This is a genomic window from Streptosporangium sp. NPDC049248, assembly GCF_040678965.1.
Classification (GTDB): Bacteria; Actinomycetota; Actinomycetes; order Streptosporangiales; family Streptosporangiaceae; genus Streptosporangium; species Streptosporangium fukuiense.
The window spans coordinates 45,979-66,907 of sequence record NZ_JBFAQY010000022.1 but is presented as its reverse complement, the minus strand read 5'-3'; the positions used below and the strand labels follow the sequence as shown (position 1 = coordinate 66,907).

18 protein-coding genes are annotated in these 20,929 nt (G+C 69.9%); 11 read left to right on the top strand and 7 right to left on the bottom strand.

Annotated features, from left to right (window positions below; translation table 11 throughout):
- Positions 1-972: 972 nt before the first annotated feature.
- Together AB0K21_RS31505 and AB0K21_RS31500 are read left to right on the top strand one after the other, a co-directional pair.
- Complete coding sequence (locus AB0K21_RS31505; protein ID WP_364155336.1) at positions 973-1,206, top strand: hypothetical protein; 234 nt, start codon at positions 973-975, stop codon at positions 1,204-1,206.
- Positions 1,203-1,706, top strand: a complete 504-nt coding sequence (locus AB0K21_RS31500; RefSeq protein ID WP_343963900.1) for a hypothetical protein — start codon at positions 1,203-1,205, stop codon at positions 1,704-1,706. Before AB0K21_RS31505 ends, AB0K21_RS31500 begins: the two co-directional genes overlap by 4 nt.
- 106 nt (positions 1,707-1,812) lie before the next feature.
- Here the strand turns inward: AB0K21_RS31500 and AB0K21_RS31495 are convergent, their stop codons facing one another.
- Positions 1,813-1,989, bottom strand: coding sequence for a Scr1 family TA system antitoxin-like transcriptional regulator (locus AB0K21_RS31495; protein ID WP_364155334.1), 177 nt, complete (start codon positions 1,987-1,989; stop codon positions 1,813-1,815).
- Between the two features lie 36 nt (positions 1,990-2,025).
- Here AB0K21_RS31495 and AB0K21_RS31490 point away from each other — a divergent pair, with 36 nt between their 5' ends.
- The 5 genes from AB0K21_RS31490 to AB0K21_RS31470 all read left to right on the top strand — a co-directional run bounded on the left by AB0K21_RS31490 (position 2,026) and on the right by AB0K21_RS31470 (position 7,520).
- Entirely contained in the window at positions 2,026-2,259 is a 234-nt protein-coding gene (locus tag AB0K21_RS31490) for a hypothetical protein (protein ID WP_364155332.1), read from the top strand.
- A gap of 1,990 nt (positions 2,260-4,249) precedes the next feature.
- Positions 4,250-5,212: a winged helix-turn-helix domain-containing protein gene (locus tag AB0K21_RS31485; protein WP_364155330.1), complete on the top strand. Its 963-nt coding sequence runs from the start codon at positions 4,250-4,252 to the stop codon at positions 5,210-5,212.
- Positions 5,213-5,417: 205 nt separating this feature from the next.
- Positions 5,418-5,603 carry a hypothetical protein gene (locus tag AB0K21_RS31480; protein ID WP_343963906.1) on the top strand — a complete coding sequence of 62 codons (186 nt, stop codon included), beginning with the start codon at positions 5,418-5,420 and terminating at the stop codon, positions 5,601-5,603.
- Positions 5,604-5,999: 396 nt separating this feature from the next.
- Entirely contained in the window at positions 6,000-6,611 is a 612-nt protein-coding gene (locus tag AB0K21_RS31475; RefSeq protein WP_343963908.1) for an NlpC/P60 family protein, read from the top strand.
- Positions 6,612-6,683: 72 nt separating this feature from the next.
- Positions 6,684-7,520 (top strand): LLM class flavin-dependent oxidoreductase, encoded by an 837-nt coding sequence (locus tag AB0K21_RS31470; protein WP_343963910.1) that lies wholly within the window; start codon positions 6,684-6,686, stop codon positions 7,518-7,520.
- A 39-nt stretch (positions 7,521-7,559) separates the two neighbouring features.
- On the opposite strand, the gene AB0K21_RS31465 is transcribed toward AB0K21_RS31470, so the two are convergent.
- The 3 genes from AB0K21_RS31465 to AB0K21_RS31455 form a co-directional block, all read right to left on the bottom strand.
- Entirely contained in the window at positions 7,560-8,777 is a 1,218-nt protein-coding gene (locus AB0K21_RS31465) for a hypothetical protein (protein ID WP_364155327.1), read from the bottom strand.
- A gap of 204 nt (positions 8,778-8,981) precedes the next feature.
- Entirely contained in the window at positions 8,982-11,963 is a 2,982-nt protein-coding gene (locus tag AB0K21_RS31460; RefSeq protein WP_343964134.1) for a bifunctional [glutamine synthetase] adenylyltransferase/[glutamine synthetase]-adenylyl-L-tyrosine phosphorylase, read from the bottom strand.
- A 207-nt stretch (positions 11,964-12,170) separates the two neighbouring features.
- Positions 12,171-12,872, bottom strand: a complete 702-nt coding sequence (locus tag AB0K21_RS31455; RefSeq protein ID WP_364155325.1) for a type 1 glutamine amidotransferase — start codon at positions 12,870-12,872, stop codon at positions 12,171-12,173.
- 549 nt (positions 12,873-13,421) lie between these two features.
- Between AB0K21_RS31455 and iscB the strand changes: the two genes are divergently transcribed.
- Entirely contained in the window at positions 13,422-14,780 is a 1,359-nt protein-coding gene (iscB, locus tag AB0K21_RS31450) for an RNA-guided endonuclease IscB (protein WP_364155323.1), read from the top strand.
- The gene (locus AB0K21_RS31445) at positions 14,777-15,640 is read left to right on the top strand and encodes an alpha/beta hydrolase (protein WP_364155321.1); all 864 of its coding nucleotides are present in this window, start codon (positions 14,777-14,779) and stop codon (positions 15,638-15,640) included. Before iscB ends, AB0K21_RS31445 begins: the two co-directional genes overlap by 4 nt.
- A gap of 30 nt (positions 15,641-15,670) precedes the next feature.
- Here AB0K21_RS31445 and AB0K21_RS31440 read toward each other — a convergent pair whose 3' ends face one another.
- The 3 genes from AB0K21_RS31440 to AB0K21_RS31430 form a co-directional block, all read right to left on the bottom strand.
- Positions 15,671-16,612, bottom strand: a complete 942-nt coding sequence (locus AB0K21_RS31440; RefSeq protein WP_343963920.1) for a fatty acid desaturase — start codon at positions 16,610-16,612, stop codon at positions 15,671-15,673.
- A gap of 264 nt (positions 16,613-16,876) precedes the next feature.
- Complete coding sequence (locus tag AB0K21_RS31435; RefSeq protein WP_343963922.1) at positions 16,877-17,602, bottom strand: hypothetical protein; 726 nt, start codon at positions 17,600-17,602, stop codon at positions 16,877-16,879.
- A 275-nt stretch (positions 17,603-17,877) separates the two neighbouring features.
- Positions 17,878-19,239, bottom strand: coding sequence for a glutamine synthetase family protein (locus AB0K21_RS31430; RefSeq protein ID WP_343963924.1), 1,362 nt, complete (start codon positions 19,237-19,239; stop codon positions 17,878-17,880).
- Positions 19,240-19,422: 183 nt separating this feature from the next.
- Between AB0K21_RS31430 and AB0K21_RS31425 the strand changes: the two genes are divergently transcribed.
- Positions 19,423-20,253 carry a terpene synthase family protein gene (locus tag AB0K21_RS31425; protein WP_364155318.1) on the top strand — a complete coding sequence of 277 codons (831 nt, stop codon included), beginning with the start codon at positions 19,423-19,425 and terminating at the stop codon, positions 20,251-20,253.
- Positions 20,254-20,288: 35 nt separating this feature from the next.
- A complete protein-coding gene (locus AB0K21_RS31420) occupies positions 20,289-20,834 on the top strand; it encodes an EF-hand domain-containing protein (protein WP_343963928.1) in 546 nt (181 codons plus the stop codon).
- Positions 20,835-20,929: the final 95 nt, after the last annotated feature.

Below are 20,929 nucleotides of genomic sequence, written 5' to 3'. Positions count from 1 at the left end.
AACCGGTGTTCGTTCGGCGGGACGCGCGGCCTGTTGCGAGCCGGATTCCGATGTCTCCGTACGAAGCGGTGGTGGTGTTCTCAAGCCGGCAATATCCGGATCGGCCAACTCATGGGGCTGGTCCAGCGGTAACGCGACCTTGGGCCGCTTGCCGGCCTTCCCGGTGGCGGTGTCGAGCTTGGACTGCGTGGCTTCGGGTTCGACCAGGTGAGGAAGGTTTCGGGCAGTTCCAGAGAGCTGAACCGGGCCACTACTAGAGGAGCCGGAGGACGGCGACGAAGGGATGTCCAAATGCGCCGGAACGGGGTCCGCCATCACAGGCTGGATCGTCAGCTGAACGAGACTCGGGATCAGCGCGACCAAAACCACCAATGCTGTTCGAGCCGACCAGCACCCCGCCCCTTTTGGGGCCAAACCAAAACCGCTGCGCCCCATCACGCCAGTTGCCCTAACCCGCGCACGCGAAAACATCATGCGTCACCAATCCTGCCGCGATAGGTCCCCCCGGCGTAAAGACATGTAGGCCTCGTTGGTCGCCGTAAGTTCCACGTAAAGAAGATCATCCCTTGTATAGCCGAATAGCCGGTGGCGGCATAGATGGCGATAGGGGCAATCTTGGCGGGGACAGGAATACTCAACAGCGTTCCGGCATGAACGCAGCTGGCAGGACATATCAGTTCAAACTATGATATAGATCACATTAATTATTCCGGGATTAGGCAGGCTTAGGCGAACCCTCCAGCGGAGGCGCTGTTGTCGACATCAATGAGCATTAGGCGAGCAGATCAAACCGCGGAGATCACAAAGCTCTATAAGGACAGGATGCGCTTCTCCCTTGACGGCCCGAAAATCCGTACCCTGAACCCAGTGCCCTCATGTCGGCACAGGAACATACTCGCCATGGACCCGCGAGCGGCGGGGTGCCCACAGGCTTCGGCGACGCGGTCGGTCCGACTCATATCACCACGTGTCGTGGTACTCGATATGGAGTCGGCCTCCACGGTCACGGTTCACCGCGTCGATCTCGACGCAGTAGTGCGTGGCCTTCGGCCAAGCGAAGCGACAGCCGCGGCCCACTTCGCGATGAAAAAGCTGTTTGGCATATTCACCTGCCGGGTTACGCTGCTGACCACGCTCTTGTTGATCTTCCTGAAAGAGGTGCCTTTGGCAGGCCGGATGTCACACCCCGGACGGCACGGCTCATGACCCTTTTCGTCCATCTCACCGCGGCCAAGAAGGTCCGTTCGGTGCGGCGGGCCGGTATCCGCGCGCGGAGCCGGAACCATGACGGCCTGCCGGGAGTTTTCTGCCTGCCGATTCTCCCCTCCTACCAGCTCACTCACCAGTGGGCCCGCGAGCTGAAACGCGGTGGCCGACGCACCGTGATGGTGGCCGTCGACTTTCGGGTGCCCGATGACGAGCCGGTGTTCGTGGGTTACTTCTCCGGGGGACACGAACGGCTTCCCAGTGCCGAGGCCGCGGCCCTGATCGCCGGGTGCGAGGACCCCCGGGGTTACGAGGTCTTCATCCCACGGGCGATCACCGCCAAGGAGGTCCACCGCGTTCGCGGCGTGAACCAGGTGACCGGCTGGAGATACATGCCCAACGCCCACGGCAGGTTCCCCTGCCCGTGTCCCGGATGCGTCCCGCGCGGTCAGTACGGCGGAGCGAAGATCCGCCAAGCGGCCGAGGTTCGCGGTTACTGAACGACCGTCTCGTCCACGCACTCGGCAGGGGCGGCGTCGCCCCTGCCGACCGGGCTCCGGGTGCTGATGTGCCAGGCGACGCCTGCCAGTTCCTCGGGGCTGATCATCACGTACTCCTCCCTTTCGCGCGTTTGGCACGACCGATCACGGAGCGGATGACGGTCGCGGACTCATCCGGGGTGAGCGCGGTGCTACGTAGGGAATCGTACGCTTGCGCGAAGTTCTCCACACCCTCTGCCACTTCGGTGTAGACGGCGCCTCCCCGAGTCTCTACACAGGTCACGTCAGAGTTTCGGCGAGCGTTGCCCGGAGAGTGCGCATGCCGCCCGATGCTCTCCCGCGCATGTTCGCCCTGGTCCAGGAGTTCGACGAGGACGACGAGAGGGACGGGCGCAGTTCGCCGGAGGTGGTGGCGTACGGGCTGGCGCTGCCGGACGGGACGGCGGCGACCGTCACCAGGAACGGGTACGGGTTCGGCCGGTGGACGAACGCCCACCGGGCCGCGCGCCGACTGGGCTCCGATCTGGTCTGGCTCGGCGAGAGCGCCGTCTGACCGGTCGGGGAAAGATGCCCCGGACCACGCCTCCGGGGCATCGCGGTCGCGTGCATGAAGGTGATGCGCAACGGCTGCGCGCCCCGGCCAACAGGTCGAACTCCTCGGCGTAGGTGCCAGGTGACCTCGTACGGTCCAGGGCGGTACGCGGTCGGGCCCGCGGGTCGTTCGCGAAGGTGACCGGGCGAAGGGTCTCCCCGGAGCCTTCATGAGACGCGCCAGACCGGGTTATTGAGCAAACTTGTCATGGCTTATATCAACAAGTCAGGCGAGGTGACGTGGTTCTGGAGGAAGTTATCTCCGCATGAAAGGGACGCTGTACGTAGGCGGGCCGTTCATCAAGTCGGTCAGGTCACCATCGGTGAGTTCGAGGTTGTAAGCGTTGCCCGTCCGCTGCGGATCCCAACCGCGATCAAGCGCCATGCGTATGGTCGCCGTCACGAGCGCCGGCCGTATGGCGGTCGTTCGCTCTCCCGACCACGCGTCCGGCCGGGAGCAGGGAAGTGACACCAGGAGTACGCGACCCGACGCGTCGGCCGGTTCCACCGCGAACGTCATTGGGCCCCAGCTGTTCCCCTGGCAGTACGTGGGCTTACGGCGAATGCGCCAGCGGAACCCAGTGCCGTCGACGGTGATCAGCCGTGAACCCTTCTTCGGTATTGCCATGAGGGAACCTCCTGCCCTGTTCCGTCACTGTTCCATGGGATGGCCAAGAGCAGCGGGAAACGTCGAGAGCCAGTCGCAACCGTAACCCCTGCTCAGGCTCCTGGTCGACAGGTTTCCTCAGGTGGGCAGGCGGAGCATCGGGGATCACCCAGATTCACGAGGGGCGGGCACGCTCAGGGCACATGGGCGCGAGAAGCAGCGCGAAACGATGAGAACCGGTGAACGCCAAGAGCCCAGCTCAGAACGCCTTCTAGGAAATCGCCGCAGGTCGGTCATCATGGTGGATCAGGTCTACGACGTGTGACGGCGCGGTTTCCCAGGAACGAGCGCCGAGCCGGGAAAACGTTGTCGCCGCCGAGCGACGCCCGACCGAACAGAGACCGAACAGAACGGCCCGGCACCACAATCGGTGCCGGGCCGTTCTTCACCGGTGGGAGTTGATGACAGCGGTTTCGCGATCGTCAGCTCGCCGGCTGCTCCGCGTGGTTGTCATGAATGGGCTCGGCCAAGCGGTTGACCACTGTCATCTCACTGTCGCGACTGTGTGAACTTCAGGCGAGCAGGCCGCTGCCACCTGCCGGCCATCGGCCCTTATCGAAACTGCCAATAACCGCTCGCCGGATCTTCGGTGCTCGTGCAAGTAGCCACGGACCTCGCGGTGCCGGCCCTCTTCCACTCTCCGTACCTGGTCGTGTACTTTTCGGTACCGAGCTTGTAGCACCTGACCACTGCTCGAAACTCGCCCGTTCCCTGATAGCAGAACACTTCGTAGGTGTGCGACGTATAAATGCCCTGACAGTTGGAGGGAGTCGCGTGTGCGGCCGTCGCCGATCCGGTCAGTGCGCCGGCTGCCAGCACCCCGCTGACCGCGACCATCTGTAGCGCTTTTCCCAGCTTCTTCATTCTGCTCCTCACGGGAATGGCGCCGCCCAGCCGGCACCAGAACACTTCGGGCTCAGCGTGACTTTTTTTGAGCCCTCTTGCCTTATTTCCGTACTTCGACACGGAGGCGTAACCGCTGTCGGTGGTGGCGGGAACACCCCAGCGCTCGGGCCCTTCGTACCTCCTCAGGCACCGAGAAGTTCCCGCCCCCGGGACACCTCGGCACCTGGACTAAATCCCAGGGCGTTGTCAGCGCCACGATGGTCGAGACGCGATGACCGGCACGGCGAGATCTGCACCATGGCGTTCTTCAATGCATTCTCCAATGCCCAGGAGGTCGACCCGCGAAGAAGCCTGTCACGGCCCGAACGGGTCCACCACATGTTTCGGCCCTGGCCGAAAGGCTTTTCCAGAAAGGCCGCTCCAAGAAGAATCAGCCGACATGACACGCCTGCATTTCACTGCCGCCGACCTGGCTGACATCACCTTCGCGCCAAGCCCGAACGCACTGCTGGAGACCGCCCTGAGCGTCCGCCTGCCATCCGGCATGGGCTGTTCACGACCCGAGCTCCAGCAATGGCGCCGATTGGTGAAAGGCAGCCTGGCGAAACGCGCTGGAGTGCTGCTGGACGTGGTCCCCCGCCAGGGCAGGTTCATACCGGACTTCCTTTTCCAGCCGGACGCCAGTGACTTTTCCATGGGTGTGGAGCTGGCCAGGCGGACTCCCGCGGAGCAGCTCGCAGACGATCTGGGCCGGCTGCCGCTGTCGGCCGTGAGCGGATCATGGAGGCGCGAGCTGGCCTGCGGCGAGGCGGTTGCGTGGCAGACCCTCATCGACGACCTGTATGGCTACTTCTCCTCCTCACTGGCCCCCTGGTGGCCACTGGTACGCGACACGGCCGTCGTGGACCGGGGTCTGCGCGCCGAGACACTGCTACGCGGCGGGGTCAACGCTCTGCTCGCGACGCTGGGCGATCGCTTTCGCTGGGAGCCACCGGTTCTGCATATTCAGACCCACGTTGAATACGATGTTCAGCTGTGTGGGCGCGGGCTACTGCTCATCCCGTCGTACTTCGCCTCCGGCCCCCTGCTGGCCTACCGGCCCCGCCACTCCACCGTGCTGGTGTACCCCATGTATGCCGGAGATCGGCCGGCCACCGCGACGGACGCGCTGGGTCCCCTGCTCGGCCGTACCCGGGCGGCCGTCCTGGCCACGCTGCGACGCCCGGCCACGACCAGCGAGCTGGCCGACCGGCTCGCCATCTCCCGCGCGTCCGCCAGTGAGCACAGCACCGTGCTGCGTAACGCCGGACTGATCTCGACCTCTCGGATGGGCAGCGCGGTCCTCCACGCGTTGACCCCCCTGGGGTTGTCCCTGCTGGCCGGCGACTCCGCCATTGGCTGAACGTGTCCCATGGCTCGCTCACGGAGGCCGACAGAGCGCGGAGGCGCTAGTCGACCCGGACGGGGCAAAAGGAAGGCCGCGTATTCCACAGTCCCCACGATCAAGGACGGCCCCCTCCTGTCGTTAGATCTCCGGTGAACGGGACAGAGGGGGTGGGGCCGGGCGGCAACGGGCCCGGTCGGAGATCACTACCTGGAGGTTGCGCATGCTTGCTCAGAGCACCCGGAAGGCGGCGCTGGCCGCCGCGGCGACGGCGGCGCTCGTCGGCCTGGTCGGCGGTTGCGGGGGCGACGGTGACGACGACAGGGACGACGGCCCGGACGTGGTCAACACGACCGGGCCCGCGGTGGACGACGACGGCGGTGCGGACGACGACGGGGACGGCAACTGATCACCAGGGAGGCGGCGAACGACGTCGCCCGCTTCACCGCGACCCGCGTGCCCGGCACGCGGGTCGCGGCATGCCGGGCGCTTTCCACGCGCTCGCAAAAGCTCATCAAGGCGAGGGGACGCCCGGTGAGGGCCGGGCCAGGGCCGCGGGACGTCCCGGGTGGCAGCGGCCCGGTGTCCTGACCGACGGATAGTCCTGCGGGCAGCGACCCCTCAACGTAGGTGCCGTGTGGCCCCGTGGAGCCTGCGGGCGGCGAGCAGCCGACGGGACTCGTACGGTCGCGGGTCGGCCGTGAAGGTGACCGGCGGAGTCTCCCCGAAGTCTTCATAAGACGCGCTGGGCCGGGTTTTTGGGCAGACTGGTCGTGACTTATGCGGATAAATCAGGCGAGGTGACGTGACAGAGGCCGGCCCTCACCGACTTCGCGATCTTCTCGGGCACCGGCGGCAGGCCGCGGCGGCCGTGCTGCTGGGAATGCTCCTGCTACTGAGCGCCTCGGTGCCGACCCTGCCGGCCGCCCTCAACCGGATCACCACCATCGCGTACGCGATCGAGGCCGGACGGCACCAGCCCGGCTGGCGGGGCGGCGGGATCCCGTACTCCTGGGGCGGCGGTCACAGCGAGAGGCCGGGCCCCTCCCTGGGCACCTGCCAGGGCTACACGGGGACGATCCGGCCCTGCCCGGCCACCCGGACCCTCGGCCTGGACTGCTCAGGTCTCGCCCGCTGGGTCTACCACCTCGCCTACGGGCGCGACGTGCTGGGGCCCGGCAACACCGACGACCATGTGAAGCGGCTCAAGAGGATCCCCGCCGCCATGGCCAGGCCGGGAGACCTCGTCTTCTACGGCAAGATCGGCAAGCGTAAGGTCAGCACCCATCATGTCGGCGTCTACATCGGCCAGGGCAAGATGATCAATGCACGGAGGACCGGGACCGAGGTGCGGATCGACCGCGTCGCGGCCCTCGACGACCTCGCCGGCTACTTCCGCTACGCGGGGGCCCTCTGAGCCGCCCCGAGAACGGGGCGCCAGGAGAACCGCACGGCAGGAACCGGGTAAGACATCAACCGTAGGAGAGACATGCGTCTGGGTGTCATGTTCGATCGCGACCTTCCCCCCGAGTCGCTCATCCCCTTCTGCCGCCATCTGGACGCGGCCGAGGTGGACGACGTCTGGGTGGTGGAGGATCTCGGCTGGACCGGGGCGATCTCGTCGGCCGCCACCGCGCTCGCCGTCACCGAGCGCCTGCGGGTGGGCATCGGGATCACCCCGGCGCCGCTGCGCAACCCCGCCCTGCTGGCCATGGAGCTGGGCAACCTGGCCCGGCTGCACCCGGGCCGGCTCGCGGCGGGCATCGGGCACGGCGTCCAGGACTGGATGCGCCAGGTGGGCGCTCTCGCGCCCTCGCCGCTGGCGCTGCTGGAGGAGACGATCACCACGGTACGGGACCTGCTGCGCGGTGAGACGGTCACCCTCCAGGGCAGGGCCGTGAGCCTCGACGGGGTGCGCCTGGTGCATCCCCCCGCCGTCGTGCCGCCGCTGCTGGCCGGGGTGCTGCGGCCCCGCTCGCTGGAGCTGTCGGGACGGGTGGCGCAGGGCACGATCCTGCCCGAGGGGGTCGGTGCCGGGAAGATCGAGGAGGCCCTCACGCTGACCGGCGGGGGCGATCACGAGCTGGTGGTCTTCGTCAACCTCTACGTCGGCGGCGACGCCGCGACGGTCACCGCGCTGGCCGAGGGTTCCGCCGAGTTCCTGAAGATCGCCCCGGACGAGGTGGTGATGGCGGTGGGTTCCGCCGAGGAGGCCGCCGACCAGGTCAGGTCACTGTGGGAGGCGGGTGCCCGCACCGTCGTGGTCCGCCCGTTCGGACCCGACCCGCTCCCCCAGGTCGACCTGCTGCTGGCCGAGCTCCGCTAGGGGCGGTCGCGCCGGGCACCGAACAGCGGCGCGCCGGGGCTAGGAACGGTTGCCCCGGACGCCGGTCAGGCGGCGCAGCACGTCCCACCAGAACGAGGCGCCGAACAGCAGCGCCACCATGGTGAGCAGGTAACCCGGCCAGTGGCCGGGGGTGACGAGCCGGTCCCACCAGGCTCCGCCGTTCCAGTGGAAGGAAGGATCGTCGGAGCCGTCGGGGGGGATCGTGACGCTCACGATCGCGTGGTCGAAGATCTTGACCAGCGCCGGGGAGCTAAGGGACTCGGTCACGCACCGGTACGGCTCGGCGAGCTCGGCGGCGGCGCACTTCTCCTTCAACTCGGCGTACCCCTCCCCACCGCCGCCCGCGATGGCGGCCACCCCGGCGCGGTAGGCGTTGTCGCGCAGCAGGGTCTTGCCGTACTCCAGCGCGTCCATGCTGAACAGCAGGGTCAGCACCAGACCCAGCGCGAACACCACCCACCTGACGTAGCGGGCATAGAGGGTGGACAGGCGCTGCATCTCCCCGTTGAACCAGTCCTCGACGCCCTTCCGGAACTTCTGCGCGTCCCGCTGGGCACCCTCCCAGACGCCCTTGAGATGGCCCGCGAGCGGGCTGCGGATGGCCTCCAGCTTGGCGAGCAGGCCGTCGATCCCACCCTCCTCCGCGGCGACCAACTCCATCACGGCACCGGAGAACCGCTCGGGCGGGATGTTCGCGATGCTGGTGCGGGTGCCCTTGGGGTGGTCGATCTCCTGGAGCCGCTCGTACAGCCGCGCGGTCATGTCGACCGGTGGCGTGGGCGGCTCCGCGCGGTCCTCGGCCGCGGGCCCACCGGCGCCCGCCTCATCGGGTCCGGTCTCCTCTGCGGTCTTTCCCGCGGTGCCCTCCGGAGCGATCCCCTCGGCGATCTCCTCCGACACCTTCTCCTCGGCGTTCTCGGCGGCCAGGACCGTGGCGGAGTCGACCCGCATCGGTTCGACCACGGCGGGCGCCGGATCGGGACTGTGCGCCGGGCGCGGATCGTTACCGGAGAAGGGCAGCTTCGCGAAGACGTCGGCTATCTTCGACGGGATCCACGACCTGCCGTCCTCTGAACCGTCCAGAGTGTCCCTGAGATAGGCCCAGAGGAACTTGCTGCGGATCCCGAGCAACCGGACGATGGCCTCGTTGATCCCGCTCACCAGGAGCGACAGGAGCAGGAAGGCCAGGATCAGGCCGATGGCCAGATCAATGTAAACCGATATCAAAAGGATCACCCGGACCGTTGATACACGCCCTCATCCGGCGGCGCAACGAGATCACCAAAACGGGTCGGTTTTCGTGACGGTCCGGGTCGGGTGGCAGGCGTTCACTCCGCCCCGGGGAACGGAGACCCTCGCCCGCCGCGCGGGCTTCGGGTGGGTCGCCGCTTCCTCGCGCGTGGCCGGAGCAGGCCCCGGTCCTGTCGGCCGCGAGAACGGTCAGCCCTCGTAGAAGACGCGTTCCACGACCCGGCGGGCCCGGCGGGTGGCGCGGCGGTAGTCGTCCACGAAGTCCTCCGTACCGTCGGGCGGGTAGCCGAGGGCACGGGCGATGAGCATGCGCTCGCGGGCGTCCACCGGGACCGTGTCCGAGGCCCGGCCCCGGACCGCGACGATGGCGTCGCGGATGCGCGAGGCGAACCGCCATGCCTTGGCGAGCACCGCCTCGTCGGCCTCCGCGAGCAGCCCCTCGGCGACCGCCGCGCTCAGTGCCTCCAGGGTGCGGGTGGTCCGCAACGCCGGGAGGCGCCCGGCGTGGCGGAGCTGGATGAGCTGGGCCACCCACTCCACATCGGACAGCCCGCCGGGGCCGAGCTTGGTGTGCAGGGCGGGATCGGTGCCGCGCGGGAGGCGTTCGGCCTCCATCCGGGCCTTGAGCCTGCGGATCTCCACCACCGCCGCCTCGGAGATGCCCTCCGGCGGATAGCGCAGCGGGTCTGCCAGGTGCAGCAGGCCGACGCCGAGCTCGGCGTCCCCGGCGGAGAAGCGGGCGCGCAGCAGCGCCTGCGACTCCCACGGCGAGGACCACCGCTCGTAGTAGGCGGCGTACGAGGCCAGGGTGCGGACCAGTGGCCCGGCCTTACCCTCGGGACGCAGGCCGGGGTCGATGAGCAGCGGCGGGTCGGGGGCGGGCAGGGACAGCAGCCGGCGCAACTCGTTGGCCACCTCGAACGCCGTCTCGGTGGCCTCGCGCTCGGCCACCCCCTCCAGCGGCGAGTGCACGAACATCACGTCGGCGTCACTGCCGTAGGAGGACTCGATCCCGCCCAGGCGGCCCATCGCGATCACCGCGAACCTGGTGCCCAGCGGGGTACGGCGTTCCATCTCGACCTTGTCGATCGCGGCGTCGAGCGCGGCCTGGATCGTCACGTCGTTGAGCCCGGACAGCGTCCGGCCGACCTCCTCGATGTCGATGAGCCCGGAGAGGTCGGCGACGGCGGTGCGGAGCAGTTCCCTGCGGCGCAGCCCCCGGACCGCGGCCACTGCGCCCTCGGCGTCCCCCGGATGACGGGCGACCACGGTCCGCGCCTCCGACAGCAGCGCCTCGGCGGGCCTGGGGGCCAGCTCGGTGTCCGAGCCGAGCATCGCGACCGACTCCGGTGCGTTCATCAGCAGCCCCGTCACGTAACGGCTGGTACCGAGCATCCGTGCCAGCTGCGAGGCCACCGCGGTCTCGTCGCGCAGCAGTCGCAGGTACCACGGGGTGGAGCCGAGCTTGTCGGAGACCTGGCGGAAGCCGAGCAGGCCGGCGTCGGGGTCGGGGGCGTCGGCGAACCAGCCGAGCATGACCGGAAGGAGGGTGCGCTGGATCGCGGCACGACGGGAGACCCCCGTGGTCAGCGCGCTGATGTGGCGCAGCGCCCCGGCCGGGTCCTTGTAGCCGAGCGCCTCCAGGCGGGCCTTGGCCGCGGCGGTGGAGAGCCGGTCCTCGGACTCGGGCAGCCGGGCCACCGCCTGCAGCAGCGGCCGGTAGAACAGCTTCTCGTGCAGGCGTCGTGCCTCCATGGCGTGCCGCCGCCACCTGGTGGTGAACTCTCCCACCGGGTCGGCGGTCATGCCCAGGCTCCTGCCGAGGCGGCGCAGGTCGGCGTTTCCCTCGGGCACCACATGTGTGCGGCGGAGCCGGTGCAGCTGGATGAGGTGCTCGACCTGGCGCAGGAAGGTGTACGCCTCGGCGAGGGCCTTGGCGTCGTCCCTGCCCACGTAGCCGCCGCGGGAGAGGGCGGCGAGCGCGGGAAGCGTGGCACGGCGGCGCAGCAGCGGGTCGAGACGGCCGTGGACGAGCTGGAGCAGCTGCACCGCGAACTCGATGTCGCGCAGCCCGCCCGGCCCGAGCTTGAGCTGGCGCTCCGCCTCGCCACCGCGGACGTGGTCCTCCACCCGGCGGCGCATGGCCTGCACGTCCTCGACGAACCTGTCCCGGGTGGCGGCCTGCCAGACCATCTCGTTCACCGCGGCGACGTACTGCTCGCCGAGTTCGGTGTCACCCGCGACCGGTCGCGCCTTCAGCAGTGCCTGGAACTCCCACGTCTTGGCCCAGCGCCGGTAGTAGGCCAGGTGGCTGGCGAGGGTGCGGACCAGCGGCCCGGCCTTGCCCTCGGGGCGCAGCGCCGCGTCGACCTCCCACAGCGCCCCCTCCGGGGTGCTGGTCGAACAGGCGCGCATCACGCCCTGGGCCAGCCGGGTGGCGAGCTTGATGGCCCCGTGCTCGTCGAGGGAGTCGTCGGCACCCTCTCTCGGCTCGGCCACGAAGACGACGTCGACGTCGCTGATGTAGTTGAGCTCGCGTGCCCCGCACTTGCCCATGCCGATGACGGCCAGCCGCACCGCCCCCGCCTCCGGGTGCTCCGACCTGGCGACGGCGAGCCCCGCCTCCAGCGCGGCCCCGGCCAGGTCGGACAGCTCGGCGGTCACCTCCGACAGCGAGACGGCCCCGGTGACGTCGCGCGCGGCGAGGTGGAGCAGGCGGCCCCGGTAGGCGACGCGCAGCGCCGAGAGGGTGTCGGTGGAGGCGTCCGCGGCCCTCGGCTCGGGGTCGTCGGGCTCGGCGCCGACCGCGAGCAGCAGCTCCGCGCGGAGCTCCCCCTCGCCCGGGCGCCCCATCGCCGACGCCCCGCCGAGCAGTCGCCAGTGCTCCGGGTGCCTGACGACATGGTCGCCGAGCGCGGCACTGACGCCGAAGACGCCGAGCAACCGGTCTCGCAGCCCGGAATCCGCTCGGAGCGCTCCAAGAACGCTGGGGTCCTGCTCGGCCAGCCGGTTCAGCGAGGTGAGCGCCAGGTCGGGATCGGCCGCGGCGACCAGCGAGGTCAGCAGGTCGATGTCTCCGAAGGCCTCCGGCCCCAATTCGTCGAGCAGCCGCTCGGCCCTGGCCCCGTCGGCGAAGCCGAGCCTGGCCAGACGCCCGGCGGTCGTCTGCATCCGGGGCACGGTCTCCACCGACCCTCCATGGTCCTCGATCACAGGCACGGGTGCCCTTCCTCAATCCTTACCCCGAGCGATCAAAGGTGCACGCCCCTCGCGGTCGCGTCGGCCTCGGCGCGCACCTTGGGCATTCGGAGCGTCGCCGCACAGGTTAATCCCGAAACTGTGCGCCGTCGTTAGCAGATTCGGAACGTAATCGCTCGGTCACGCGGTTTGGACGGCGGTGGCGAAACGCTCGGCGAGCGGCTTCCAGGCGGCGACGAGCCCCTCTCCGGCCTCCTTCACCTGCGCGTTGAGCTCCTCGACCGGGTGACCCAGGTCGGTCAGCCGGTCGGCCGAGCCGGCCGTCCAGCCGGCGAAGATCTCCGGGGTGGCCTCGGGGTGGAACTGCACCGCCCAGGCGTTCTCCCCCAGCCGGTACGCCTGGTTGGGGTAGGGGTCGCCGGTGGCCAGCGGCACCGCGCCCGCGGGGAGCCGCGTGATCGCGTCGCGGTGGTACTGGACGGCGGGGGAGGGGGCGAGACCGGTGAACAGCGGGTCCGCCCCGGCGGCCGGCAGCGGGACGACCTCGGTCGCGCCGACCTCCAGCCCGTGCTCTCCGCGCTCGACGGCGCCGCCGCAGGCGAGCGTCATGAGCTGGGCGCCCAGGCAGATCCCCAGGGTGGGCACGCCCGCCTCGACACAGCCGCGGATCAGGTCTCGGGTGGCGGGCAGCCAGGGATACTGCTCGTCCTCCCAGGCCGCCGCCTCGCCGCCGAGGACGATCAGCCCGTCGGCGGCCCGCTCGGGCACGGCCTCACCCAGGTAGGGCCGGACGATCTCGCAGGCGACCCCGGCTCCGGACAGCCAATCGGCGAGGAACCCGAGGCCCGCGTCCGCCTCGTGCTCGATGACGGTAATTCTCATACGGCAATTATGGGCTGAAATGGGGATAAGCCCAGCGCGGGAGTGGACGCAGGAGACCGGGATCCTTGAGCGGAGGCACCCGCCGCCGTCCTCCCGGTGACCTGGCCGTGGCCGCCACCGGATACATTGCCGAGGCACGCGGCACCGGGCCGCCTTCTCCCCTTCGCCGGAAGGCAGAGGTATCCGTACTTGAGGAGAGCCGGTCAACGACCCCCTCCTGAAGGAGGGGGCTTGATGCGCAGCGATGCGCTTTACAAGCCCCGCGTTGACCAGCCCTAGCCGTCACGAACTGGAGGTGTGATCCAGATGGCTACGTTTCATGTAGGTGAGCAGACCCACCGGCGGGTGCTTCCTCAGCCTGCCGCTCTGGAATCCGTGGGAGCAGACACGCCCGGGGGTGGGCACGAAACGGCTCACGGACTCCCGGCGACGCCGGGCACCGGCATGGAACCTGGGCGAGGGGAGATCGGTTCGGCCGCACCGCCGGACCGGCGTCACCCCGAGGGCGCCTCGGCGCCTGAGGGAGCGAACCGTGAGGTTCATCCGGCCGTGTTCGTCCTCGACAGGCGCGGCCACCCGCTTGACCCCTGCCACCCTGCCCGTGCCCGCCGCCTGCTGGCGGCCGGGCGGGCGGTGGTGGTGCGCCACACTCCGTTCGTCATCCGCCTCAAAGACCGGTCGGCCGCCGACTGCGTGGTGAACGGCGTCGCGATCGGTATCGATCCCGGTTCCAAACACACCGGCCTGGCCGTGTTCACCGGCCACGACGGAAGCCGGGCCGGACGGTATGCGATCCAGCTCGACCACCGAGGCGCGGCGATCCGCGACAAGCTCGCCTCGCGGGCCGCGTACCGGCGGGGGAGACGGTCACGCAACCTGCGCCACCGCGCACCCCGGTTCCTCAACCGCACCAAACCGCCAGGGTGGCTCGCACCGTCCCTGCGACACCGCGTCGAGACCACCATGTCGTGGGTGGCGCGGTTGACCCGGTGGGCGCCCGTCACAGCCGTTCACGTGGAGAGGGTCTCCTTCGACACCCACGCCCTGTCTGCCGGGCGGCCGCTCGAAGGGGTGAAGTACCAGCAGGGCACCCTGGCCGGGTACGAGGTCCGCGAATACCTGCTGGCCAAATGGGAGCGCACCTGCGCCTACTGCGGCGCGAGCGGCGTACCGCTCAACCTCGACCACATCTACCCCCTCAGCCGGGGCGGCTCGGATCGGATCAGCAACCTCACCCTGGCCTGCATCGGCTGCAACCAGACCAAGAACGCCACCCCCGTGCAGGAGTTCCTCAAGGACAAGCCCGCCCTGCTGGCGAGGATCCTCAAGCAGGCGAAGGCTCCGCTGCGCGACGCGGCGGCGGTCAACGCCACCCGGTGGGCGCTGTGGCGGGCCTTGGAGGCGACCGGCCTGTCGGTTCACACCGCCTCCGGTGGCCGCACGAAGTGGAACCGCTCTCGCACCGGTGCCGCCAAGTCCCACACGTTGGACGCGCTGCACGTCGGCCCGCTGGGGGACGTCACCGCCTGGCCATCGGCGGTCCTGGTGGTCAAGGCGACCGGTCGCGGCGCCTACGCCCGCACCCGCCCCGACCGCTACGGCTTTCCCCGCCTGCGGCTACCCCGGACCAAGCAGGTCAGGGGGTTCGCCACCGGCGACCTGGTCCGCGCGACCGTCCCGGCCGGCAAGAAGGCCGGAGTTCACACCGGGCGGGTCGCGGTCCGCTCCACCGGCAGTTTCAACATCACCACCCGGCACGGCACCGTGCAGGGAATCGGCCACCGCCACGTCCACTTGCTCCAGCGAGCCGACGGCTACGGCTACACCACCCACCCGGAAACGCGGCACCGGGCCGCGTTTCCTCCCCCGCCTGAAGGCGGGGGTCTCCACGCTGGAGGTATCCGATGAATCCCGTCCTGAGTGATGTCGAGGTCCCCGGCGGCGCGCTGCGCGTCGCCAGGTTCGGAACCGGGCCGCGCGTGATCGTGGCCGTGCACGGCATCACCGCCTCGCTCATGTCATGGACCGGCGTCGCCCGCAGGCTGCCCGCCGACTGGTCGCTGGTCGCGATGGACCTGCGCGGCCGGGGCCACAGCGCCGGGCTCCCCGGCCCGTACGGTCTGGCCAGGCACGCCGAGGACGTGAACCTCGTCGCCCGGTCCGTGGGCGCGGAGTCCGACATCGTGCTCACCGGCCACTCGATGGGCGCCTACGTCACCGCGCTCGCCGCGGCGGGCCACGACTACGCCAGGGTCGTGCTGGTCGACGGCGGCCTCCCGCTGCCGATGCCTCCCGGAGCGGACCCCGACGCGGTCATCGAGGCCATACTCGGGCCCGCCGTCGCCCGGCTGGAGCAGACCTTCCCGAGCGTCGAAGCGTACGTGGACTTCTTCAAGGCCCACCCGGCCTTCGTCGACGCGTGGACCGAGGAGGCGGAGGAGTACGTCCGCTACGACGCCTCGGGACCGGAGGGCGCGGTGCGCTCGCGGGCACGGCAGGAGCCGGTCCGCGAGGACGGCCGGTGGATGCTCACCGAGGACGAGGCGATCGGTGCCGCGCTGTCGGCGATCACCTCCCCCCTGTCGCTGCTGCGTGCCCCCCGGGGACTGCTGAACCAGCCGGTCGGCATGTTGCCCGACGAGCTCGCCGCCGCCTGGACCGCGCGGCTGCCCTCGCTGAAGGACGAGGTGGTCGAGGACTGCAACCACTACACGATCCTCTTCGACGACCGCTGCGCCTCGCTGATCGCCGAGCGCCTCACCCGCTGACCGCGGGGAACGCGCGGACGGGCACCGGCGTCAGGCGGTCCTGGTCACCCGGCGGGCGGCCAGCCGTCCGGCGTCGGGCCAGCGGACGTCGGTGGCCCAGCCCGCCCGTTCCAGCAGCCAGATCAGCCGGGCGCTCGGGTCGACCTGGCCGCGCAGGACACCGTGCCTGGCACAGGTGGGGTCGGCATGGTGCAGGTTGTGCCACGCCTCTCCCAGCGAGACCACCGCGAGCCACCACACGTTGCGGGAGCGGTCCCTGACGGAGAACTCCTCCCTGCCGAACGTGTGGCAGATCGAGTTGATCGACCAGGTCACGTGGTGCAGGACGAAGACGCGTACCGGACCGCCCCAGAAACCCGCGGTGAGCGCGGCCTGCCAGGAGCCGCCCCACAGTCCCCCGGCCAGCGCGGGCAGGCCCACCGAGAGCAGCACGACCGGCACGTAGGCCAGGTTGTGCGAGAGGAACCTGATCGGCCGGTCGGCGAGGAGGTCGGGGCAGAAACGCCGCCTGGAGGTCTGCTCGGGACTGAACAGCCAGCCGACATGGGCGTGGAGGAGTCCCCTGGACAGCCCGGCGAATCCGGGCCCGAAGCGCCAAGGCGAGTGCGGGTCGCCGTCCCTGTCGGCGTACTTGTGGTGCCGGCGGTGGTCGGCCACCCAGCGGATCACCGGGCCCTGCAACGACATGCCCCCGGCGATCGCCAGCACCACCCGGAGCCAGGTGGGGGCCTGGAACGAGCGGTGGGTGAAGTGCCGGTGGTAGCCGACGGTGACGCCGAACCCGGTGACGAGGTACATCACCGCGGCGATGACCACGTCCCGCCACCCGAGCCCCCACCCCCAGGCGAAGGGCACGGCGGCCAGGACGGCGAGGAAGGGGGCGACGACGAACAGGACGATCAGGAGGCGTTCGAACCACGGCACGGGCCGGTCGGCGAGGTCCTGCGGCGCGACGGCGGAGGAGGATGCCATGCCTGCCGAAGCTAATCGCCCGCCGCGCGGAAAGCTCGACGCCTCAGGGCGATTTATCACCTCGCGCTTGTCAGCCCGATGACAATCTCCACGGGTGTGGCCCGGTGGGTGGATCACAGACCTTCGCCGGGCCTCCCCGAGACGGCGTGCCGCCTGTCTCGGGGTGCTCCGCGATCGCCCGCGCCAGGCCCCGTCCGGCGGATCCCGCCGAGGCGGGGAACCGCCCGGCGGGCCACGGCGGGCAGGGGTTTCGGAGGGCGGGACCTAGGCGGGAGCGATCCAGACGGCCTTGGCGGCGGCGACCAGGGTGCCGTCGGTCTCGTAGATGGCGCTCTCCCCGAAGAGCTTGCGTCCCTCGCGGCCACTGGCGCGGGCGACGACGGAGTAGGTGCCGCCGGGATAGATCCGGCGGTGCAGCCGCGCGGTCAGCCGGCCGAGCAGGGCGAACTCGCCCGGCTGGAAGTGCGCCCAGCCGGTGGGGCAGTCGAGGGCCGCCCAGACGATCGCGTCGGGGACGGCGCCGTCCTCGTCGGTGACGGTCATCGGGACCCGCCAGCCGGCGGCGATCAGGCCGGTGCCGGAGACCGGGCCGGGGAAGATCCGCAGGCCGTCGCCGGGATCGCGCATGCCGCACGCGAAGCAGCCGGGGAAGGCGTGTTCGACGAGGCCGGCGAAGCCGCCCTCGGCCCGCGCCGCCTCGTTGAAGGGCACGAAGGCCGGTACGTCGAACTCCTCGGTGACCGTGATGGCCTCGACGAGGAGCCTCTCACCGTCGGTGAGGGTCGTGGTGTTGGCGAGGTGGCGCAGGGACAGCTCGGTGTCCAGTGGCGTGGGCGCGTGCAGCGTGACCTCGACGGCCGAGTCGTGCCGGGCGCCGTGCAACGCCTCGGAGACCGTGCCCGCGATCCATCCGCCGTTCGCGGACCCCTCGGGGCCGCGGAAACGCGCCGGAACGGTCAGCACGGTCTGCAGCTCGGCAGCCGTCGTCATGCCGCACCTCCTGTCGCCTTTTAGGGCGATTTATCCTTAAAACAACGGTATTCGGACTGGCCGATTTTACCGGACTGCTTGTACATACAGCCAACTCGGGGTCGATGACGCCTCGATTAGCAGCGGGTAACACCGGTATGACGTTCGGCGGGCGGCGTCGGATTACCCGTCTCCGAGACATGTCGGCACACCCCCGGCGACCGTACGGCACGGTCCGCGTGGTCGTCGGCGCGACGGGAGCCCTGACGCCCGCCGCGCCGGAAACACGGAGGCGGCTAGAGGACCGGCAGGTAGCGGCCGAGCTCGAATTCGGTGACCTGGCGGCGGTATTCGTTCCACTCGGCGCGCTTGTTGCGCAGGAAGTAGTCGAAGACGTGCTCGCCGAGGGTCTCGGCGACGAGTTCGCTGCGCTCCATGACCGCGATGGCCTCGTCCAGCGACTGGGGCAGCGGCTGGATGCCCAGTGCCCTGCGCTCGGCCGAGGTCAGCGCCCAGACGTCGTCCTCGGCGCCGGGGGGCATCTCGTACCCCTCCTCGATTCCCCTCAGACCGGCCGCCAGGATCACGGCGAAGGCCAGGTAGGGGTTGCAGGCGGAGTCGAGCGAGCGGAACTCGATGCGGGTCGAGCCGCCCTTGTGCGGCTTGTACATCGGCACCCGGACCAGGGCCGAGCGGTTGTTGTGGCCCCAGGAGATGTAGCTCGGGGCCTCGCCGCCGGCTCCGGCGATCGCCTCGGCGCCGCCCCAGAGCCGCTTGTAGGAGTTGACCCACTGGTTGCAGACCGCGGTGATCTCGGCGGCGTGCACCAGCAGGCCCCCTATGAAGGAGCGGCCGATCTTGGAGAGCTGGTAGTCGGCGCCCGGCTCGTAGAAGGCGTTACGGTCGCCCTCGAAGAGCGACATGTGGGTGTGCATGCCGGAGCCGGGATGCTCGGTGAAGGGCTTGGGCATGAAGCTCGCCCAGATGCCCTGCTCCAGCGCGACCTCCTTCATGACCAGGCGGAAGGTCATGATGTTGTCGGCGGTGGTGAGCGCGTCGGCGTAGCGCAGGTCGATCTCCTGCTGGCCGGGACCGCCCTCGTGGTGGCTGTACTCGACGGAGATGCCCATCGACTCCAGCATCATGATCGCGTTACGCCGGAAGTCGTGGCCGGAGCTGTGCGGGGTGTGGTCGAAGTAGCCGCCGTCGTCGATCGGCTCGGGCCGCTCACCGCCCTCGGGCCGGTTCTTCAGCAGGAAGAACTCGATCTCCGGGTGGGTGTAGAAACTGAAGCCCATGTCGGAGGCCTTCGACAGGGTGCGCTTGAGCACCCAGCGCGGGTCCGCGTGCGAGGGCGAGCCGTCCGGCATGAGGATGTCGCAGAACATCCGGGCCGCGCCCGGCGTCTCGCTGCGCCACGGAAGGATCTGGAAGGTCGACGGGTCGGGCTTGGCGAGCATGTCCGACTCGTAGACCCGGGCGAAGCCCTCGATCGCCGAGCCGTCGAAGCCGATGCCCTCGGCGAAGGCTCCCTCAAGTTCGGCCGGGGCGATCGCCACCGACTTCAGGAACCCGAGCACATCGGTGAACCACAGCCGGATGAACCGGATGTCGCGCTCCTCAAGGGTGCGGAGAACGAACTCCTGCTGGCGGTCCAAGGCTTCTCCTTCATTGCCGACGTGCTGCGACACGCCTGGTGGTCTATCAGTTTGCCCGCTAAGTGTTTCGCACACGTTACGAGGAAGAACAGTGAGATGCGCGTCGCGCCTCCGCGTGACAGGCCCCGTCCCCTCTTACAGTGTGCGACCGGAGCCGCTGGAAGTTCGATCCGGGGGGAAACGATGACGCGCACCGAAGTTCACGAACCACCGTACGCGGTCTCGCCACCGGTCAGGCTCACCGAACGCCTCGCGGCGTTGACGATGCCCTGCCCCGTCCACCCGTCGATACACCTGGTCGAGGCCGCGGCGTCCGACTGGGCCCGGGTGGCCGGGCTGGCCCCGGACCCCGCCGCCTCCTGGCTGGCCGGGCGGGCGTTCGCCCGCTGCGAAACCCGCGCGGTCACGTTGCTCGCCCGCTGGCTGACCTGGGGGGCGCGGCTGCGCGAGGAGCCCGCGGCGCTCACCCCGGTCCTCGCCGTGGCCGGGGGCGGCGGGCCGGGCACGGCACCGCTGACACGGGCCTTCGCCGATCTCTGGGGAGCCTGCGCCCCCCGGATGAGTGACGCGTGGCGCGAGCGCTTCACCGCCGGACTGGCCACCGGCGTGCCCGCGAACGCCTTCGGCCGCCTGCCGCTGGACCTGGTGGAGCCCTGCTACGGGGTGGAGGTGCCCGCCCCGGTGCGGCGGAGCCCGCGCTGGCGGGCGCTCGTCGAGGCGAGCGGCGACGTGACCGCCTGGTGCGCGGAGGCGGCGGCCGAACAGGACGGCGTGCCAGGCGCGTTCCTGGAACGCTCCAACCGGAGGGCGGAGGAGCGGGTGATCGACCGCGTGGCCGCCCGGATGGAGGAGTTGTGGACGGCGGCCCGCGCGATCCCGGCGCTCACCGAACGACACGATCTCGGCCTCGCCGTCTCCCAGGACGTGACGCGGGTGGCATGTGCTTTCTTGACCATCCCGAGGGCTTATCTGGAGTGGCTCCTGGAAACGCCCCGCTATCGTCACTTAGGGTAATAGTTCGAGTCCATCAAGTGACGACGGAGTAAACGATGAGCACCAGGCTCCTCAACCGCAAGCTCGACCGTGCCTTCGAGCACATGGACGTCGACGGCAGCGGATCGATCGGGCGCGAGGACCTTCTCGGCCTCGGAGCCCGGATCCTCGTCGGCTTCGGTGAGTCGCCGACCTCCCCGGCCGGCAGCAGGCTCGAGCAGGGCTTCGAGGGGATCTGGCGGACACTGGCCGCGGAGATCGACGCCGACGGCGACCGTGCGATCTCAGCGGAGGAGTTCCGCGCCGGCATGACCTCCGCGTTCGTCGAGGGCGACCGGTTCGACGCGGTCTTCGGGCCCGCGGCCGAGGCGGTGGCCTGGCTGTGCGACCCCGACGGCGACGGCGTCGTCGGGCCGGACGAGTTCTGGGTCATGATGGCCGCGTTCGGCACCTCCCGCGAGGATGTGACGGCCGCCTTCCAGCGGCTCGACGGCGACGGCGACGGCGCGGTGTCCGTGGGCGAACTGGTCGAGGCGACCCGGCAGTTCTACACGAGCGCCGATCCGGACGTGGCCGGCAACTGGCTGTTCGGTCCGCTGTAGTGGCTCTCACCCCAACGTTCGGCGATCCCCTGACCTTTCCCCGACCCCACTCGCAGCCCTTGTCGCACTCCCTGCACCCATCTCCCGCACCTGTC

Bases quoted from the DNA above. Each gene is read 5' to 3' on its own strand.
- AB0K21_RS31500 (WP_343963900.1), top strand. From the start codon at position 1,203: ATGACCCTTTTCGTCCATCTCACCGCGGCCAAGAAGGTCCGTTCGGTG.
- AB0K21_RS31490 (WP_364155332.1), top strand. From the start codon at position 2,026: ATGCCGCCCGATGCTCTCCCGCGCATGTTCGCCCTGGTCCAGGAGTTC.
- AB0K21_RS31485 (WP_364155330.1), top strand. From the start codon at position 4,250: ATGACACGCCTGCATTTCACTGCCGCCGACCTGGCTGACATCACCTTC.
- AB0K21_RS31480 (WP_343963906.1), top strand. From the start codon at position 5,418: ATGCTTGCTCAGAGCACCCGGAAGGCGGCGCTGGCCGCCGCGGCGACG.
- AB0K21_RS31470 (WP_343963910.1), top strand. From the start codon at position 6,684: ATGCGTCTGGGTGTCATGTTCGATCGCGACCTTCCCCCCGAGTCGCTC.
- AB0K21_RS31460 (WP_343964134.1), bottom strand. From the start codon at position 11,963: ATGCAGACGACCGCCGGGCGTCTGGCCAGGCTCGGCTTCGCCGACGGG.
- AB0K21_RS31455 (WP_364155325.1), bottom strand. From the start codon at position 12,872: ATGAGAATTACCGTCATCGAGCACGAGGCGGACGCGGGCCTCGGGTTC.
- AB0K21_RS31445 (WP_364155321.1), top strand. From the start codon at position 14,777: ATGAATCCCGTCCTGAGTGATGTCGAGGTCCCCGGCGGCGCGCTGCGC.
- AB0K21_RS31440 (WP_343963920.1), bottom strand. From the start codon at position 16,612: ATGGCATCCTCCTCCGCCGTCGCGCCGCAGGACCTCGCCGACCGGCCC.
- AB0K21_RS31435 (WP_343963922.1), bottom strand. From the start codon at position 17,602: ATGACGACGGCTGCCGAGCTGCAGACCGTGCTGACCGTTCCGGCGCGT.
- AB0K21_RS31425 (WP_364155318.1), top strand. From the start codon at position 19,423: ATGACGCGCACCGAAGTTCACGAACCACCGTACGCGGTCTCGCCACCG.
- AB0K21_RS31420 (WP_343963928.1), top strand. From the start codon at position 20,289: ATGAGCACCAGGCTCCTCAACCGCAAGCTCGACCGTGCCTTCGAGCAC.